The organism is Janthinobacterium sp. P210006 (assembly GCF_036231885.1).
GTDB lineage: Bacteria > Pseudomonadota > Gammaproteobacteria > Burkholderiales > Burkholderiaceae_D > Janthinobacterium > Janthinobacterium violaceinigrum.
Window position 1 is genome coordinate 939,604 of record NZ_JAZARD010000001.1, and the last position, 14,880, is coordinate 954,483.

General features: G+C 67.3%; 16 protein-coding genes and 2 tRNA genes. 6 read left to right on the forward strand and 12 right to left on the reverse strand.

Annotated elements, in window-relative coordinates; genetic code table 11:
- Positions 1–19: 19 nt before the first annotated feature.
- The gene (locus VPH41_RS04130; protein ID WP_152283358.1) at positions 20–607 is read right to left on the reverse strand and encodes an NUDIX hydrolase; all 588 of its coding nucleotides are present in this window, start codon (positions 605–607) and stop codon (positions 20–22) included.
- A 186-nt stretch (positions 608–793) separates the two neighbouring features.
- On the opposite strand from VPH41_RS04130, the gene VPH41_RS04135 reads away from it, so the two are divergent.
- Together VPH41_RS04135 and VPH41_RS04140 are read left to right on the forward strand one after the other, a co-directional pair.
- Positions 794–870: transfer RNA gene (locus VPH41_RS04135), tRNA-Met, on the forward strand.
- A gap of 150 nt (positions 871–1,020) precedes the next feature.
- Positions 1,021–1,097 (forward strand) — tRNA-Met (locus tag VPH41_RS04140).
- 46 nt (positions 1,098–1,143) lie between these two features.
- Here VPH41_RS04140 and VPH41_RS04145 read toward each other — a convergent pair.
- Positions 1,144–1,944: a helix-turn-helix transcriptional regulator gene (locus VPH41_RS04145; RefSeq protein WP_328569057.1), complete on the reverse strand. Its 801-nt coding sequence runs from the start codon at positions 1,942–1,944 to the stop codon at positions 1,144–1,146.
- Positions 1,945–2,054: 110 nt separating this feature from the next.
- Here VPH41_RS04145 and VPH41_RS04150 point away from each other — a divergent pair, with 110 nt between their 5' ends.
- A complete protein-coding gene (locus tag VPH41_RS04150) occupies positions 2,055–3,263 on the forward strand; it encodes an MFS transporter (RefSeq protein WP_328569058.1) in 1,209 nt (402 codons plus the stop codon).
- Here the strand turns inward: VPH41_RS04150 and VPH41_RS04155 are convergent.
- The gene (locus VPH41_RS04155; RefSeq protein ID WP_328569059.1) at positions 3,260–5,569 is read right to left on the reverse strand and encodes a xanthine dehydrogenase family protein molybdopterin-binding subunit; all 2,310 of its coding nucleotides are present in this window, start codon (positions 5,567–5,569) and stop codon (positions 3,260–3,262) included. The genes VPH41_RS04150 and VPH41_RS04155 overlap by 4 nt on opposite strands.
- Positions 5,566–6,042, reverse strand: a complete 477-nt coding sequence (locus VPH41_RS04160) for a (2Fe-2S)-binding protein (protein ID WP_328569060.1) — start codon at positions 6,040–6,042, stop codon at positions 5,566–5,568. Before VPH41_RS04160 ends, VPH41_RS04155 begins: the two co-directional genes overlap by 4 nt.
- Before the next feature lie 168 nt (positions 6,043–6,210).
- Here VPH41_RS04160 and mug point away from each other — a divergent pair, with 168 nt between their 5' ends.
- Positions 6,211–6,741, forward strand: coding sequence for a G/U mismatch-specific DNA glycosylase (gene mug / locus VPH41_RS04165; RefSeq protein ID WP_328569061.1), 531 nt, complete (start codon positions 6,211–6,213; stop codon positions 6,739–6,741).
- On the opposite strand, the gene VPH41_RS04170 is transcribed toward mug, so the two are convergent.
- On the reverse strand, positions 6,723–7,625 hold the full coding sequence (locus tag VPH41_RS04170; RefSeq protein WP_328569062.1) for a LysR family transcriptional regulator: 903 nt from the start codon (positions 7,623–7,625) through the stop codon (positions 6,723–6,725). The two genes, mug and VPH41_RS04170, sit on opposite strands and share 19 nt — an antisense overlap.
- Positions 7,626–7,763: 138 nt before the next feature.
- Here VPH41_RS04170 and VPH41_RS04175 point away from each other — a divergent pair, with 138 nt between their 5' ends.
- Positions 7,764–9,002, forward strand: coding sequence for an MFS transporter (locus tag VPH41_RS04175; protein WP_328569063.1), 1,239 nt, complete (start codon positions 7,764–7,766; stop codon positions 9,000–9,002).
- A 14-nt stretch (positions 9,003–9,016) separates the two neighbouring features.
- Here VPH41_RS04175 and VPH41_RS04180 read toward each other — a convergent pair whose 3' ends face one another.
- The 5 genes from VPH41_RS04180 to VPH41_RS04200 form a co-directional block, all read right to left on the reverse strand.
- Positions 9,017–9,817, reverse strand: coding sequence for an anti-sigma factor family protein (locus VPH41_RS04180; RefSeq protein WP_328569064.1), 801 nt, complete (start codon positions 9,815–9,817; stop codon positions 9,017–9,019).
- The gene (locus tag VPH41_RS04185; RefSeq protein ID WP_193317246.1) at positions 9,814–10,341 is read right to left on the reverse strand and encodes an RNA polymerase sigma factor; all 528 of its coding nucleotides are present in this window, start codon (positions 10,339–10,341) and stop codon (positions 9,814–9,816) included. Before VPH41_RS04185 ends, VPH41_RS04180 begins: the two co-directional genes overlap by 4 nt.
- Before the next feature lie 28 nt (positions 10,342–10,369).
- Complete coding sequence (locus VPH41_RS04190) at positions 10,370–10,744, reverse strand: COG4315 family predicted lipoprotein (protein ID WP_328569065.1); 375 nt, start codon at positions 10,742–10,744, stop codon at positions 10,370–10,372.
- Positions 10,745–10,801: 57 nt separating this feature from the next.
- On the reverse strand, positions 10,802–11,725 hold the full coding sequence (locus VPH41_RS04195) for a DNA-3-methyladenine glycosylase family protein (RefSeq protein WP_328569066.1): 924 nt from the start codon (positions 11,723–11,725) through the stop codon (positions 10,802–10,804).
- 66 nt (positions 11,726–11,791) lie between these two features.
- A complete protein-coding gene (locus VPH41_RS04200) occupies positions 11,792–12,799 on the reverse strand; it encodes an XdhC family protein (protein ID WP_328569613.1) in 1,008 nt (335 codons plus the stop codon).
- A 100-nt stretch (positions 12,800–12,899) separates the two neighbouring features.
- Between VPH41_RS04200 and VPH41_RS04205 the strand changes: the two genes are divergently transcribed.
- Positions 12,900–13,040, forward strand: coding sequence for a hypothetical protein (locus VPH41_RS04205; protein WP_193317245.1), 141 nt, complete (start codon positions 12,900–12,902; stop codon positions 13,038–13,040).
- A gap of 125 nt (positions 13,041–13,165) precedes the next feature.
- Here VPH41_RS04205 and VPH41_RS04210 read toward each other — a convergent pair whose 3' ends face one another.
- The gene (locus VPH41_RS04210) at positions 13,166–14,269 is read right to left on the reverse strand and encodes a M48 family metalloprotease (RefSeq protein ID WP_442906216.1); all 1,104 of its coding nucleotides are present in this window, start codon (positions 14,267–14,269) and stop codon (positions 13,166–13,168) included.
- A gap of 137 nt (positions 14,270–14,406) precedes the next feature.
- On the reverse strand, positions 14,407–14,856 hold the full coding sequence (gene dut / locus VPH41_RS04215; RefSeq protein ID WP_328569068.1) for a dUTP diphosphatase: 450 nt from the start codon (positions 14,854–14,856) through the stop codon (positions 14,407–14,409).
- Between the last annotated feature and the right edge of the window lie 24 nt (positions 14,857–14,880).

The following is a 14,880-nucleotide window of genomic DNA, read 5'->3' on the forward strand; positions in this document are numbered from 1 at the left end:
TGTGTCGGCGTGGACGGGGTCAGGAAGCTTGCTCGGCATCCGTGCGCGCCATCGGGCGCGTGATGTCGCCCGTATGGAAACCGTAGCTGCCGCCTTCGCGGATTTTCACGCGGTCGGCAAAGAACAGTTCCAGGGTGGCGCGGATGGTGGGGAAGGCCAGGTCATCCCAGGGAATCTGCGCTTCCGTAAACAGCTGCACTTCCAGGCTTTCGATGCCGGGCGCGAAATCGAGGTCGCGCAGGCGCGCCAGGTAGAACAGGTGCACCTGGTGCACGCGCTGCACGTTCAGCAGCGAAAACAGGGGGCCCAGTTCGATATGCGCGCCCGCTTCCTCCACCGTTTCGCGCTCGGCCGCGTCGGACGTCGTTTCGTCGTTTTCCATGAAGCCCGCCGGCAGGGTCCAGTAGCCCAGGCGCGGTTCGATGGCGCGCTTGCACAGCAAGACCTGCAGCTGTCCATCCTCTTCCCAGACGGGGATGGAGCCGACCACCATTTTCGGGTTCTGGTAATGGATGGCGTCGCAGTTGGCGCAGACATAGCGCGGACGGTTGTCGCCTTCCGGAATGGACAGGCTGACAGGGTGGGCGCATTCGGAGCAGAATTTCATGGGCGGGCTTAGGAAAAGAATGATGTCTAGTGTAACGCTTACTGTACACCGATTGCGTGCGGCGTGGCGTGACGGGCGGACACTATGCCAAGCGGCAATTGGGCGGATTTTTAATTAAATGGTTCTATTGCAGCGGAAGTTGAGATAGCTATTGCCTAAGCCACCTGTTTTCCCTTATAATTCTTGTGCGGGGTGGAGCAGTCTGGCAGCTCGTCGGGCTCATAACCCGAAGGTCACAGGTTCAAATCCTGTCCCCGCAACCAATACCGAAAGCCGCCGACTCTTGCAAAAGACCGGCGGCTTTTTCATTTCTGCCGGAATTTACCCAGCGGCCAACTCCGGCAGGCGGGGCAGGAATGACATTGTCAAATCATGCCCTTTACGCCGCGCAACAATTTGGTATATAATTCTTGTGCGGGGTGGAGCAGTCTGGCAGCTCGTCGGGCTCATAACCCGAAGGTCACAGGTTCAAATCCTGTCCCCGCAACCAATTCGAAACCGCTGGTTCCTCGCAAGAGGGCCAGCGGTTTTTTCTTTTAGGGGGCGATATCCTCTGTCAATTGGCGCGCATACACGACCAGCCGCAAGTGGCGGTCCGCATCGATGGTCAGCGAGGTGTGTTCATAGGCCAGTTCCGCGCCGTCGACGTGCAGGCGGCGCACGCCGGCGCACGGTGCGTGCACGTCGTGGCGGCGCCACCACTGCTTGAATTCCGGCGATACTTTTTCCAGTTCTTCCACCAGCGCGTGGATATCGGCTTCCTGCGTGGCGCGTGCGTAGTCGCGGCGAAAGCTCGACAGTATCAGCGGCGCCTGCTCTTCCCAGCCGATGAAGCGTGAGCGCAGCAGCGGATCGGTAAACAGCAGCCACAGCAGATTGCGCCGCGCCGGCACATGCGCGCCGAAGCCGAACAGGGCATCGGCGCCACCATTAAACGCCAGCACGTCCCAGCGCAGGTTGAGCACATACGCCGGATGCGCCAGTTCGTGCATCAGGCGGCGCACCATCGGCGGCACCACGCAATACGTCTTGCCCTCTTCGGCCGGCGGACGCGCATGCGCCAGCAGGAACAGGTGGCGGCGCTCGCCCGCGTCCAGCTTCAGCACTTCGGCCAGCTTGTCGAGGAAGGCGCTGGAGACGCCGATGTCGCGCCCCTGCTCCAGCCAGGTGTACCAGGTCAGCCCCACGCCGGCCAGCGCCGCCACTTCCTCGCGGCGCAAGCCCGGGGTCCTGCGCCGCCCGCCGCCGGGCAAGCCCACGTCTTCCGGGGACAGCCGCGTGCGGCGCGCCTGCAGGTAGGCGGCCAGTTCGTGGCGGGTACGGGCCAAAGTGCGCATGGTGCGGTATTTCCTGTGAGTCTGTTGCTATCAGTAATAGCATAAACAGTTAAATTGTAATTGTTTATATTGTATTCCAGAATGCCTGTTTTCTTCCTGAAGGCTGCTCCATGCTTGATTCTTCCTCTCCCAGCGGCCCTGACGTGGCCGCCACCGCCGCGCTGCCCGCCACCGTCTACCTGATCGCCGTGGGCGCGTTCGCGCTGGGCATGGCCTCGTATGTGACGGCGGGCTTGATGCCGATGATTGCCAGTGCCTTTGCCGTTTCCGTGGCGATGGCCGCGCAGCTGGTGACGGCGTTTACCCTGGCCTATGGCCTCGGTTCGCCGCTGCTGGTGGCTTTGCTGCCGGCGCGCGCGCAGCGCTCCGGCCTCTTGATCGCCCTGGGCGTGTTCGTGCTGGCGAACGGGGCCAGCGCGCTGGCGCCCGGCTTCAGCAGTTTGCTGGCATGGCGGGCCATCGCCGGCATCGGTGCGGGCGTCTACCTGGCGCTGGGCATTGCGGCCGCGGCCGGCGTATCGGCGCCGCAGCAGCGGGGCAAGGCCATCGGCGCGATCATGGGCGGCATGGCGGGCGGCACGGTGCTGGGCGTGCCCCTGAGCCTGTTGCTGGCGCAGCAGCTGGGCTGGACCGCGGCCCTGTGGCTGGTGGCCTTGCTGGGCGCGCTGGCGCTGGCGGGCTTGCTGTGGAAGCTGCCCGCGCTGCCTGCCGCATCGTCCGCGCCGGCCATCTCGCTGCGCCGCAAGCTGGCCTTGCTGGCCGACGGCCGGGTGCTGGCCATCCTGCTCGTGTCCCTGCTGGCGGCCATCGCCAGCCTGGGCATGTACACCTTCATCGCGCCGCTGCTGGCCTGGTCGGCGCAGGACGCAGCAATGTCCAGCACGCCCTTTCTGTGGGCCTGGGGCGTGGGGGGGATCGTTGGCAGCGTGCTGGTCGGGCCATGGGCGGACAAGGTGGCGGCGCCGAAGCTGACCCTGTTCATCCTGGCGCTGCTGGCGCTGGCCTTGTGCGCGCTGCCGCTGGCGGCCGGCTGGTCGGCGTGGCTGATGCTGGCGCCCATCGTGCTGTGGGGCGCGGCTGGGTGGGCCCTGCAAGTGCCGCAGAACCAGCAACTGCTGGCCGTGCGCGCGCGGCAGGGCGACGGCAACCTGGCCATCGCCCTCAACGAATCGGCGTTGTACCTGGGCAGCGCCATCGGCGCCGCCACGGGCGGGGTGCTGCTCCTGCTGGACTGGCCCATGTGGTTGCTGGGGGCCAGCGCCGCCCTGGTTGCCGCCGCCGCGCTGCTGCTGCAGTCCGGCCTTGCGCGCCGCAGTTAGCGCTTCTTCGCCAGTTGCATGCCCACGGGCAGGGCGCGGATGCGCTTGCCCGTGGCGGCGAAGATGGCGTTGCACAGGGCGGGCGCGATGGGCGGCGTGGCCGGCTCGCCTACGCCGCCCAGCTCCATGTCCAGGGTGCCCGGCACCAGATGCGTGTGGATCGCGCGTGGCGCGTCGGCGGCCCGCAGTACGGCGTAGTCGTGGAAATTGCTTTGCTCGACCCGGCCATTCTTGAAACTGATCTCGCCGCTCATGGCCAGGGACAAGCCCATGATGCAAGCGCCTTCGATCTGCGAGCGCACGCGGTCCGGGTTGATCTGCGGTCCGCAATCCATGGCGATATCGACGCGCGGCACGATGACTTCGCCGGCCGCGTTGATTTCCACTTCGATCACGGCCGCCACATAGGTAACGAAACTGTAGGATACGGCCAGGCCCAGTCCCCGCCCCTTGGGCAGCTTGCGGCCCCAGCCCGCCTTGGCGGTCGCCAGCTCGATCACGTGGCGCATGCGGCTGATGTCGACCGGATACTTCGCCGGGTCTTCGCCATAGTTCCAGCCGTCGGACAGGTCGGAAGGGTTGATCATGCGCGCCGGTCCCAGGAGCGCCAGCAGGTAGTCGCGGTGGTCCTTCTTCGCCGCGTGCGCCAGTTCGGCCGTGAACGACTGGATGGCGAAGGCATGCGGGATGTTCGACACGGAACGGAACCAGCCGATGCGCGTATGGGCCGGCACTTCTGGCACCTCGACGCGGATGTTCGCGATCGCATACGGCACGTTGATGGCCGACATGCCCAGCTCGAACGGCGCCTGCTTGTTCGCGCCGGCGGCAAAGGTCGAGGTGATGGTGGGCGCCGCCGTGCGGTGCAGCCAGGCCGTCGGCATGCCTTGCGCGTCCAGCGACGCTTCCAGCCGTTCGACGGATACCGTGTGCAGGTAATCGTGCTGCAGGTCGTCGTCGCGCGTCCACGTCAGCTTGACGGGCGCGCCATCCATGGCTTTCGACAGTAGCGCCGCCTCGACGGCGAAATCGGGTTTCGATTTGCGCCCGAAGCCGCCGCCCAGCAGGGTCACGTGGACGGTCACGTCGTCATACGCCAGGCCCAGGGCCTTGGCCACGTTGCTGCGCGTCGCTTGCGGCGCCTGCACGCAGGCCCACACTTCGGCCTTGCCGTCGGCGATGCGCACGGTGGCTGCGGGCGGCTCCATGGTGGCGTGGGCCAGGTGGGGCAGATAGTATTCGGCGCTGAACTTGCGCGCGGCGGGAGCGGCGGCCAGGGTGGCCACCGTCTTGCCCTGGTCGCGCGCCGGGCTGGCCGGCTGGCGCACGGCCGCTTCCAGGGTCTTGCGGAAGGCGGCCGAATCGTAGCCGCCGTTCGGGCCATCTTCCCATTCCAGCACCAGCGCTTCGCGGCCCTTGATGGCGGCCCAGGTGTTCCTGGCGATGACGGCCACGCCGCCCAGCGGATTGAACATGGCCGGCGGCGGACTGCCTGCCAGTTCGACGATGCGCAGCACGCCAGGCACCTTCAGGGCCGCCGTCTTGTCCACGCTTTTCAGCTTGCCGCCAAACACGGGCGGACGGGCGATGACGGCATACGCCATGCCGTCGAGGCGCGTGTCGATGCCGAAGTGGGTATTGCCCGTGACGATGTCGTGCAGGTCGATGCCGCGCGTACTGGTCTGCCCGATGTAGCGCAGCTCGCCCGCCGTTTTCAGGCTGATGCGCGCGCGCGGCGGCACCGGCAATTTGGCCGCTTCCCCGGCCAGCGCGCCGAACGACAGCGAACGCCCGCTGGCCGCGTGCACGACCGCATGGTTGACGGCTTTTACCTCGGTGACGGGCACGTCCCAGCGCACGGCGGCCGCCGTTTCCAGCATCAGGCGCGCCGTGGCGCCCACGTGGCGCATGGCGCGGAACGAGTGGCGCATGCTGCGCGAACCGTCCGTATCCTGGCTGCCGTAGCGCGCTTCGTCGGCGGGCGCCTGCTGCACGCGCACCTGCGCCCAGTCGGCGCCCAGTTCGTCGGCCGCCACCATGGGCAGGCTGGTGCGGATGCCCTGGCCCATTTCGGAGCGGTGCGCCACGATGGTGACGATGCCGTCCGCGCCGATCGACAGGAAGACCAGGGCGTCGTCGACCACGCCGCCGGCCATCTTATCGCCGCCGTATTTGACGGCGTCGGCCGCCATCACGAGGCCGGAAGGGCCGGCCACCAGGGTCAGGCCGGCCAGTGCGCCGGCGGCCTTGAGCCAGCTGCGCCGCGCAGGCGAAGCGGGGGAGGACAGCGTGTCGAGAGTGCTCATTTGGCCGCTCCTTTGGCGTTGATGCTGGCCGAGGCCTGCTTGATGGCCGCGTGGATGCGCGTGTAGGTGCCGCAGCGGCAGATATTGCCGCTCATCGCTTCGCGGATCTGCTGGTCGTTCGGTTTTGGGGTCTTGTGCAGCAGCGCCGTGGCCGACATGATCTGCCCCGCCTGACAGTAGCCGCATTGGGGCACGCCGTGCTCCTGCCACGCCTGCTGCAGCGCCAGGCCGACGTGGTCTTCACCCACCGCTTCGATGGTGGTGATGCGCTTGCCGGCAGCGGCCGACATGGGCGTTACGCAGGAGCGGATGGCTTCGCCATCGAGGTGGACGGTGCAGGCGCCGCACAGGGCCATGCCGCAGCCGAATTTGGTGCCGGTCATGCCCAGTTCGTCGCGCAGGGCCCACAGCAGGGGCGTGTCTTCAGGCAGGGCAAGGTCATGCTGCTTGCCATTGATGGTCAGGGTCGTCATGTTTATTCCTCGGAGTGGGGTGGTGCGAAGAAGCGTGACGGCCGTCCGTCAGGCGGATTGGCGCATCAGTATGGGATGGTAGCACCAGCCGGCATGCGCTGCAGGTCAGGCCAGCACATGCCGGCACAGGTTCTTCTATACTGCGGGTCCAGACAGGGAGAATTTTTTATGGAACACGTCACACCGGCAGCAGGCTTGCCCGATATCCTCGCTCCCGGCTTGCAGGTGGTTTTTTGCGGCCTCAATCCCGGCGTGGATGCGGCGGCGGCCGGCCACCATTTTCTCGGCCGCGGCAACCGCTTCTGGCCCGTCTTGCACCTGGCCGGCTTCACGCCGCACCTGGTGGCGCCGCAGGACGATCGAAGCGTGCTCGGTTTCGGACTGGGCCTGACGGCGGCTGTCGGGCGTCCGACCCGCCGCGCGGACCAGGTGGAGGAGGACGAATTCGCACAGGCGGAGGCGGGCCTGCTGCACAAGCTGGCATGGGCGCAGCCCCAGTGGATCGCTTTCCTGGGCAAGGCCGCCTACGCGGCCATGACGGGAAAACGCCGACTGGACTGGGGCGAACAGCCGGAACGCTTCGGCGGCGCGCGCGTGTGGATACTGCCCAACCCCAGCGGACTCAATCGCGGCTATTCAAAGGAACGGCTGGTCGACGCCTATGCGGAACTGCGGCGCGCTCAGATGGCGTCCAGCTGACGCGCGCGCAGGCGCGGCGTGACGAAATCGAGAAACGCGCGCAATTTCAACGGCAGCGGCGCCTGGCCCTTGTGCAGCAGGCTGACGGACAGGGGCGCCGCTTCGAACGGTGCGAGCACGATGCGCAGCGCGTCGCTGCGCAGGGCGTCCATGACCTGATACGACAGCACGCGGATCACGCCCACGCCCAGGGTCGCGGCGGCAATCGCCGCGTCCACCGTGTTGACGGCCAGCCGCGCATGCACGGGCACGGACTGCGCCGATTTGCCCGTGCCGAAGACCCAGGCGCGCCGCGATTCCAGCACTTCAAAACTGATGCAGTCGTGCGCGGCCAGGTCACCCGGCGCGAGCGGCACGCCATGCGCGGCCAGGTAGCCGGGACTGGCGCAGACGACGCGGCGCACCGTGCCGACGCGCGTGGCGATGAAGCTGCTGTCGGGCAGGTCGCCGATGCGCACGGCCACGTCGACCTGCTCGTCCATCAGGTGCACGACGCGATCGGTCAGCACCAGCTTGATCTCGATTTCCGGATACTGGGCGAGAAACTCCGCTACCACGGGCACGATGTGCAGGCGCCCGAACACGACGGACGCGGTGACCGTCAGCTCGCCTTTGGGCGCCACGTATTCGCCCGTTGCCGTGCGCTCCGCTTCCGCGATCTCCTCGAGGATGCGGCGGCATGCGGCCACGTAGGAACCGCCCGCCTCCGTCAGTGCCAGCTGGCGCGTCGTGCGGTGCAGCAGGCGCGTGCCGAGGTGCGTTTCCAGCGCCGCCACCTTGCGGCTGACGGTGGCCAGCGGCATGCCGAGATGGCGCGCGGCGGCCGACAGGCTGCCCGCGTCCACCACCGCCAGCAGGATGGTCATGGATTCCAGCCTATCCATGGAGCGTTGCCATGTAAATCCTATCAAATTATGGAAGAATGATTTTCAATCTTATGGGATTCTCTTTGCTGGTGCAAGTACGTAAGCTGGTCTCCTTCGCCGCGGCATGTTGCCGCGCCACCCTGAAAGGAGAGCGCCATGCGCCCCACGCCCGTTTCCGCCACGCCCGTTCCCCCCGCGCCCGTTCTTCCCCTTGAGACGCCTGCCGCGGCGCCTGCGCCGCGCGGCAAGATCCTCATCATGGCCGTCATCGCCGGCGCCGTGATCACCAACATCTATTGCACCCAGCCGATCCTGCCCTTGATCCAGGCGGACCTGGGAGTGGGTCTGGCGGCCGTCGATCTCGTCGCCGGTGCTGCGCTGCTGGGTTTTGCGACGGGGCTGGCCTTGCTCCTGCCGCTGGGTGACCGTTACGACCGGCGCAAGCTGGTGCTGGGCCAGATCGCGCTGGCCTTCGTCTGCGCGCTGGCGGCGGCGCTGGCGCCCGGCATCTGGGCATTGATCGGGGCGTCGTTTGGCCTGGGCATCGTCAGCTGCGTGCCGCAGCAACTGGTGCCGTTCGCCGCGCTGATGTCGCCGCCCGGCGAGCGTGGCCGCTCCGTGGGAACGGTGGTTGGCGGCATCATGGTGGGCATCCTGCTGGGACGCACGGTAGCCGGGGTGGTGGGCGAGGCCTGGGGCTGGCGCGCCGTCTACGCCATGGAAGCGGCGTTCATGGTGCCCGTGTGGATCGCGGCCGCCGCCCTGCTGCCGCAAGGCAAACCCGGCACGCAGCTGTCCTATGCGCGGCTGCTGGCGTCGCTGTGGCCGCTGGCCCGCGACCATCGGCCCATCCGTGAAGCCATGCTGGTCCAGTCGCTGTTGTGGGCTTGCTTCAATGCGTTCTGGGTCAACCTGGCGTCGCTGCTGGCCAACGGTCCATGGCACCTGGGCAGCGCCTGGGCTGGCGGCTTCGGCATCATCGGCGCAGCGGGCGCGCTGGCCGCCACCCTGGGAGGCCGGTTTACCGACAAGCTGGGACCGCGCAGTGTCGTCTGCGCCAGCATCGGCATCGTGACGCTGGGCTACCTGCTGCTGGCGGGCGCCGAGTCTTCGCTGATCCTGCTGGTGGCCGGCGTCATCGTGCTCGACATCGGCGTGCAGGCGGGCCTCGTATCGAACCAGACGCGTGCCTTTGCCGTCGATCCGGCCGCACAGGGCCGCATCAACAGCCTGTACATGACGGCCACTTTTCTCGGCGGCGCCGCCGGCGTGGCGGCCAGCGGCTGGCTGATGACGCACTTGGGCTGGACGGGCGTGGCCGCCTTTGGGCTCGTCCTGTGCCTGTGCGCCAGCCTGATCCACCTGGCCGGCTGGCGCGCAGCGGCGCCGCAATAGCGCTTATCCGTGGCTCAGCGATGTGCTTCCAGCTGCGCATACACGGCGTCGGCGATCTTGCCCAGCTCGGCTTTCGGCAGCCTGGCCGACAGGGCGTAGCCCATCTGGCCATCGATCCAGTAAAACACGCCCAGTTCCTTTTCCTGCGTGTAGCGGAACGCCGTTTCCTGCCGGCCGGCCCGCTCCCTGGCCACGTACAGGGTCAGGCGCTTGCCGCTGCCATCTTCGTACATGAACTGCGCTACGGGGCCGTCGCCGTCGCCGGGCAGCAAACGCCCGCCGATCAAGCGGTAGCCGAGCGGCGACAGCACGGGCGGCTGCAGGGTGCTGCCCAGGCGTTTCGACAGCCATTGCACCAGGTGCGCCTCCTGCTCGACGCCCACTTCCACGGGGTGGCGCACTTCGGGCGTGTAGACGGCGTGGGCGATGGCGGCGCTGCGCGCCAGGGCCAGGGGGCTGGCGCTGGCCGTCCGCAGGTCGCCGCCAGCGTCGCCGTCGCCGCGCAGCAGCCAGCCGCCCATGCCGCCGGCGAGCAGCAGCACGACGGCGGCCGCCGCCTGCATGGCGGGGCGGCGCCATGCACCGTTCGCGGCCGGCGGGCTTGCCGCCTGCAGCAGCGGGGGCGGCACGGCGTCGTCCAGCACGGGGTCGAACAGGGCGCGCAATTGCCGGTTTTGCTCGCGCCAGGCAGCCACCCTGGCAGCGTCCTGCGGATGCGCGTGCAGGTAGGCGTCGACGGCCGCGCGCTCGCCTTCCGGCAGCACGCCGTCGGCCAGGGCGTGCAATTGCGCTTCGCTGATGGCTTGCGTTGTCATTTCACGACTTTCAGGGTGGGTGGGCCGCTGCCCTGGCTACCGGCAGGGCGGCCATCGAGCAGGGTGCGCAGCTTGTCGCGTCCGCGCGACAGGCGCGACATCACGGTGCCGACGGGGATGTCCAGGGTGGCCGCCACCTGCTCGTACGGCATCTGTTCGAGCGCGACGAGCAGGATCACTTCGCGCTGCCCCAGCGGCAAACGGGCCAGCGCCGCATCCATTTCGCCGATGGCGATGGCTTGTCCCGGCGCGCGCTCGGGCGCGGGCAGCACGGCGTCGTCGTCGAGCTCCTGCAGCGCCAGGCCGGGGCGGCGCAGCTGATCGACGTGCAGGTTGTGCATGATGGAAAACAGCCAGGGACGCATCCCGGCGCCCCGCTGCCATTGCTCCAGCCGGCGCCAGGCCCGCTCCACGGTATCCTGCACCAGGTCGTCCGCGTGCACTTCACCGACCAGCGCGCGCGCATAGCGGCGCAGGCCGGGCAGGCACGCTTGCAGCAGGCGGCTGTCGTCAGGCACGGTCATGGCGGCGCGGCGGCAGGCGGCAGGCGGCTTACGGCTTGACGACGTGCCACACGTTCTTGAAGTTGTCGCCGGCCGCGTCGCCCGGCTTCTTGTCTTCCTTGTACAGGTACAGCGGTTTGCCCTTGTAGGTCAGCTGCATGGCGCCGTTGTCTTCGCGCTTGATGCTGCCGTACGGGGCGGCGGGCGAAGCTTCGGTGGCGATGACGGCGGGCCAGGCCACCAGGCAGCCGCCGCTGCAGGCGCTCTTGCCGCTGTCGGCGACATCCTTGTCGAATACATACACGGTCATGCCGCTGGCGTTGACCAGCATGCCGTTGGCGGGCATGACGTCGGCGGCGAAGGCGAGCGGGGCGGACAAGGCGGTGAAAAGGGCGGTGGCGGCAAAGGTGGTGGTCAGGCGCATGATGGTCTCCTTGAGGTTTTGGGGGCTTGCAAGGGATAGACGCGTGCCGCCCGCCGTTTATTCCACCGCTTGCGAATTATTTTTTTCCGGCGCATGCAGGCTGGCCCACAGGTGGGCGGCGGCCATGGTGCGGTGCGGCGCATACTGGCGCAGCCACTGCTCCGTACGCGCCATGTCCGGCTTGCTCTCTTCGCCGAGCAGTTTTTGCAGGGCGGCGCGGATGGCCACGTCGCCGTGCAGCGAGCAGTCGGCGTAGCCGTAGCCGCGCAGCAGCGCGTAATTGACGGTCCACGGGCCGATGCCCTTCACGGCCAGCAGCGCCTGCGAGATGGCCGCCACGTCGCCGGACGGGGGCAGCTCCAGCGACAGGGCTTCCTCGTCGACCAGGCGCGCCAGGCGCAGCACGGTTTCCGCCTTGGCGCGCGAGAATTTGCGGCTGGTCAGTTCTTCCACGGACAGGCGTGCCACGTCGCGCGCCTCCGGGTAGCACCACAAGCCGCTGCCGTGCCGGCGCCCCGCCTGCACAATGAAGCTGCGGCGCAGGGAAATGGCGAACGACAGGTTGATCTGCTGGCCGATGATGGCCCAGGTCAGCGCCTCGAACGGGCTGGCCGACTGCACGATGCGCAAACCGGGATTGACGCGGATCAACGGCGCCAGCAGCGGGTCGCCGGCGGCCAGCAGCGCGAACGGCTGCGGGTCGATGCGCAGGCCGAGGATATTCAGGAGGGCGCCGTGCAGGGGCGTTTGCAGGCCGGCGAAGCCATCGTCATTGCCGTCGATATCTGCCTGGCAGATGGCGGTATCGTCCGTGAAGGCCACGTCCAGTACGACGGGCACGCCGGCAAGCAGGATGCCCTTGCGCAGGCCAGTCGGCGTGACCTGTTCCGCCACGGCTTGCGTATCCCGGCCGTGGAAGGCGATGACATCGTCGCGGCGGTAGCCGGCGGGCAGGGGGAGGGTCCAGTGCAGCAGGGTCATGGCGGGCCAAAGTCAGGGAAGGTATCAGGGGGGCGATGCTGGCGCATCCCGTTTCTTGCTTTCGGCCTAGCGCGCGCAGATATCGGTGCCGGGAGGGCTCAGGGCCGCCGCGTGCTGGATCTGCAGCGCGTCGGGCACGCCGTTCTTGACGGCCGTCAGCTCGGCCAGGATGGAAATGGCGATTTCGGCCGGCGTCTTGCTGCCGATGTACAGGCCGATGGGGCCATGCAGGCGCGCCAGCTGTTCCGCGCTGACGTCGAACTGCAGCAGGCGCTCGCGGCGCCTGGCATTGTTGGCGCGCGAGCCGATGGCGCCCACATAAAAGGCCGGGGATTTGAGCGCTTCCATCAGGGCCAGGTCGTCGAGCTTGGGATCGTGCGTGAGGGCGACGACGGCGCTGCGGCTGTCGAGCTTTAATTCCAGCACCAGGTCGTCGGGCATGGCATGCAGCAGGGGCACGCCCGGCACGTTCCAGCCGCTGCGGTATTCCTCGCGCGGGTCGCAGACGATGACGTGGTAATCCATGGCCGTGGCGATTTGCGCCACGAAGCGCGACAGCTGGCTGGCGCCGATGATCAGCAAACGCCAGCGGGGGCCATGCTGCGTGGTGAGTACGCCATCTTCCAGGACCAGCACGGCGCCCGGCACGGCGCGCTGCAGGGTGACGGCGCCGCTGCGCAGGTCGAGGCGGCGCTCGACCAGTTCATGCGCTTCCAGGCGCGCCAGCAGTTCTGCCACGCGGCTGCCCGCATGCAGCGGCTCGATGGCCAGTTCGATGGTGCCGCCGCAGGGCAGGCCGAAGCGGTGCGCCTCGTCGGCGCTGATGCCGTAGCTGACGATTTCCGGCAGCGTGCGCACGATACCGTGCACGCGGACGGTGTCGATCAGGTCATCTTCGATGCAGCCGCCGGAGACGGAACCGACGACCGTGCCATCGTCGCAGATGGCCAGGGTGGCGCCCACGGGACGGGGGCTGGAGCCCCAGGTCTTGATGACGGTGACGAGTTCGCAGCGGTGCCCGGCAGCGAGCCAGGCGGCGCTGGTTTTCAGAACTTCTAGGTCGATGCTGTCCATGGCGGGCACGGGTTGCATGCCGCATGTTTGCGGCAAAGTATGGAATAGTATTCAAGATTGTGGATATACTACCTGTTCCACCACCCTGCGGAGAATTTTCATGTCAAATGAAGTCAAGACGCAAGAAGAGGGTATTCCCAAGTTCGGCAAGCTGCTCGTTGTCCTGTTTCTTGCCGTGGTGTTCTGCGGCGCCCTGACCTGGATCATGGGCACCTATTTCCCGAACTTCCCCGGCACCTGAGCAAACCTGCTGCGCGTCGCGCTTTGCGGCCTGCGATGCTCACCGTACTGGAGTACGGTTGCGCTTCTTAGCCACAAATCACTGCCGCTCGCGACGGTTTGGTCAGGCGCCTCCCTTTGTCAGGATTAAGGCTTGAGTGGTTTCTTGGCCGCCTGCTTGGCGCGCACGTCGGTGACGGCGCGGTTGATGGCCGCCATGCGCGAGTTGGTGCCCGGGTGCAGGGCCGTGTAGCCGTTGGCCACCGTGGCCGGCACTTGCGTGGCCAGGCGCTGCCAGAAGCTGGCGGCGTTGTCGACGTTGTAGCCGGCGCGCGCCAGCAGGTAGATGGCCAGGGTGTCGGCTTGCACGTCGAGTTCCTGCGGCATGGCCTTGATGCCGGCGGCGCCCGTCAGCATCGATACGTCGGGCTGCACGGCGCCCAGGCTGTCGATGATGCTGCCGGCCGTGCCGGCGGAACGCTGGCTGCGCGCGTGGTCGAGGATGTTGTGCGCCATTTCGCGGGCGATCACGAAGGCGATGCCTTCGTCGTTTTGCGCCGCATTGACCATGCCGCGCGTGAGCATGATGCGCGCGCCGTCCGAATACGCGTTGACATTGTCCGCATTGCCCAGGGCGACGCGGAAGGCGCAGGCGCGCGTGACGGGAATCTTCAGGTCCTGCTGCTGGCCGTCGCGGGCGATGGTCATGTTCAGGCTGGCGCTCTTGGACGCCAGCGGGCCGACGATGGCGCCGAACGGGCCTTCCGCCTTGGGACCGGCGGGCAGCGGCTTGCCTTCCGCAGCCACCAGGCCGTCGCCCTTGCGCAAGCCGGCGCGCGCGGCGCCGCTGCCCGGCAGCACGCCCGATACCTGCATCTGTTCGCCGTAGCCGAGCGCCGCCTGCGCCGCATCGGCATAGATGCCCGGATACGAGTATTTGTTCTGCGCCGTGAAGCCCAGCAGGTTGCGCGCATACGTCTTGCACAGGTCCGCATTGTTGATCAGCAGGGGCGCCGAGACTTTCGACAGGCGGTCCTGCAGCGCCACCATCTTCACCAGTTCTTCCTGCGCCGCCTTCTGCTGCGCCGTCAGGGCCGGCGCGTCGGGCGCCGGCACCACGTTGAACGGGCCGCTGACATGCGTCGCCGGCGTCGTGCAGCCGGCCAGCAGGGCCGCGCCGGCCAGCAGGAGGGGAGTGGCCAATCGGCGCAGCGGAGTTGGGGCTGAGATCAGATGGCGAAAACCTGGCATGGACTATTCCTTCTTGTAACGCCTGACAAAACCTGCTGCGCGGCGCGATTTGCGGCCTCCGATGCTCACTGTGCATTCGCACAGCTCCGCTTCTCAGCCACAACTCACATCCGCTCGCTACGGTTTGTCAGTCGCTGTTAATGTTTGCCGGTGCTGCCGAAACCGCCAACACCGCGTTCGCTGTCGCCGAATTCCTCGACGACGTTAAAGCCCACTTGCAGCACCGGCACGATGATGAGCTGCGCCAGGCGTTCCATGGGGGTGAGCGTGAAAGCGCTCTGGCCCCGGTTCCAGGTCGATACCATCAGCTGGCCCTGGTAATCGGAGTCGATCAAGCCTACCAGATTCCCCAATACGATGCCGTTTTTGTGGCCCATGCCGCTGCGCGGCAGGATCATGGCCGCATACGAGGGGTCGCCGATGTGGATGGCCAGGCCCGTGGGAATGAGCACGGTCTGGCCCGCTTCGATGGTGATGGCTTCGTCGATGCAGGCGCGCAGGTCCAGGCCGGCGCTGCCTGGGGTGGCGTAGGCCGGCAGCAGTTCCTGCATGCGGGCGTCGAGGATCTTGATGTCGATATTTTTCATTGAAACTAAAGCGTATAAAAAAGG

What these genes read in the sequence shown, in the direction of transcription:
- VPH41_RS04130 (WP_152283358.1), bottom strand. Translation starts at nt 607, where the DNA reads ATGAAATTCTGCTCCGAATGCGCCCACCCTGTCAGCCTGTCCATTCCG.
- VPH41_RS04145 (WP_328569057.1), bottom strand. Translation starts at nt 1,944, where the DNA reads ATGCGCACTTTGGCCCGTACCCGCCACGAACTGGCCGCCTACCTGCAG.
- VPH41_RS04150 (WP_328569058.1), top strand. Translation starts at nt 2,055, where the DNA reads ATGCTTGATTCTTCCTCTCCCAGCGGCCCTGACGTGGCCGCCACCGCC.
- VPH41_RS04155 (WP_328569059.1), bottom strand. Translation starts at nt 5,569, where the DNA reads ATGAGCACTCTCGACACGCTGTCCTCCCCCGCTTCGCCTGCGCGGCGC.
- VPH41_RS04160 (WP_328569060.1), bottom strand. Translation starts at nt 6,042, where the DNA reads ATGACGACCCTGACCATCAATGGCAAGCAGCATGACCTTGCCCTGCCT.
- mug (WP_328569061.1), top strand. Translation starts at nt 6,211, where the DNA reads ATGGAACACGTCACACCGGCAGCAGGCTTGCCCGATATCCTCGCTCCC.
- VPH41_RS04170 (WP_328569062.1), bottom strand. Translation starts at nt 7,625, where the DNA reads ATGGATAGGCTGGAATCCATGACCATCCTGCTGGCGGTGGTGGACGCG.
- VPH41_RS04175 (WP_328569063.1), top strand. Translation starts at nt 7,764, where the DNA reads ATGCGCCCCACGCCCGTTTCCGCCACGCCCGTTCCCCCCGCGCCCGTT.
- VPH41_RS04180 (WP_328569064.1), bottom strand. Translation starts at nt 9,817, where the DNA reads ATGACAACGCAAGCCATCAGCGAAGCGCAATTGCACGCCCTGGCCGAC.
- VPH41_RS04185 (WP_193317246.1), bottom strand. Translation starts at nt 10,341, where the DNA reads ATGACCGTGCCTGACGACAGCCGCCTGCTGCAAGCGTGCCTGCCCGGC.
- VPH41_RS04190 (WP_328569065.1), bottom strand. Translation starts at nt 10,744, where the DNA reads ATGCGCCTGACCACCACCTTTGCCGCCACCGCCCTTTTCACCGCCTTG.
- VPH41_RS04195 (WP_328569066.1), bottom strand. Translation starts at nt 11,725, where the DNA reads ATGACCCTGCTGCACTGGACCCTCCCCCTGCCCGCCGGCTACCGCCGC.
- VPH41_RS04200 (WP_328569613.1), bottom strand. Translation starts at nt 12,799, where the DNA reads ATGGACAGCATCGACCTAGAAGTTCTGAAAACCAGCGCCGCCTGGCTC.
- VPH41_RS04205 (WP_193317245.1), top strand. Translation starts at nt 12,900, where the DNA reads ATGTCAAATGAAGTCAAGACGCAAGAAGAGGGTATTCCCAAGTTCGGC.
- VPH41_RS04210 (WP_442906216.1), bottom strand. Translation starts at nt 14,269, where the DNA reads ATGCCAGGTTTTCGCCATCTGATCTCAGCCCCAACTCCGCTGCGCCGA.
- dut (WP_328569068.1), bottom strand. Translation starts at nt 14,856, where the DNA reads ATGAAAAATATCGACATCAAGATCCTCGACGCCCGCATGCAGGAACTG.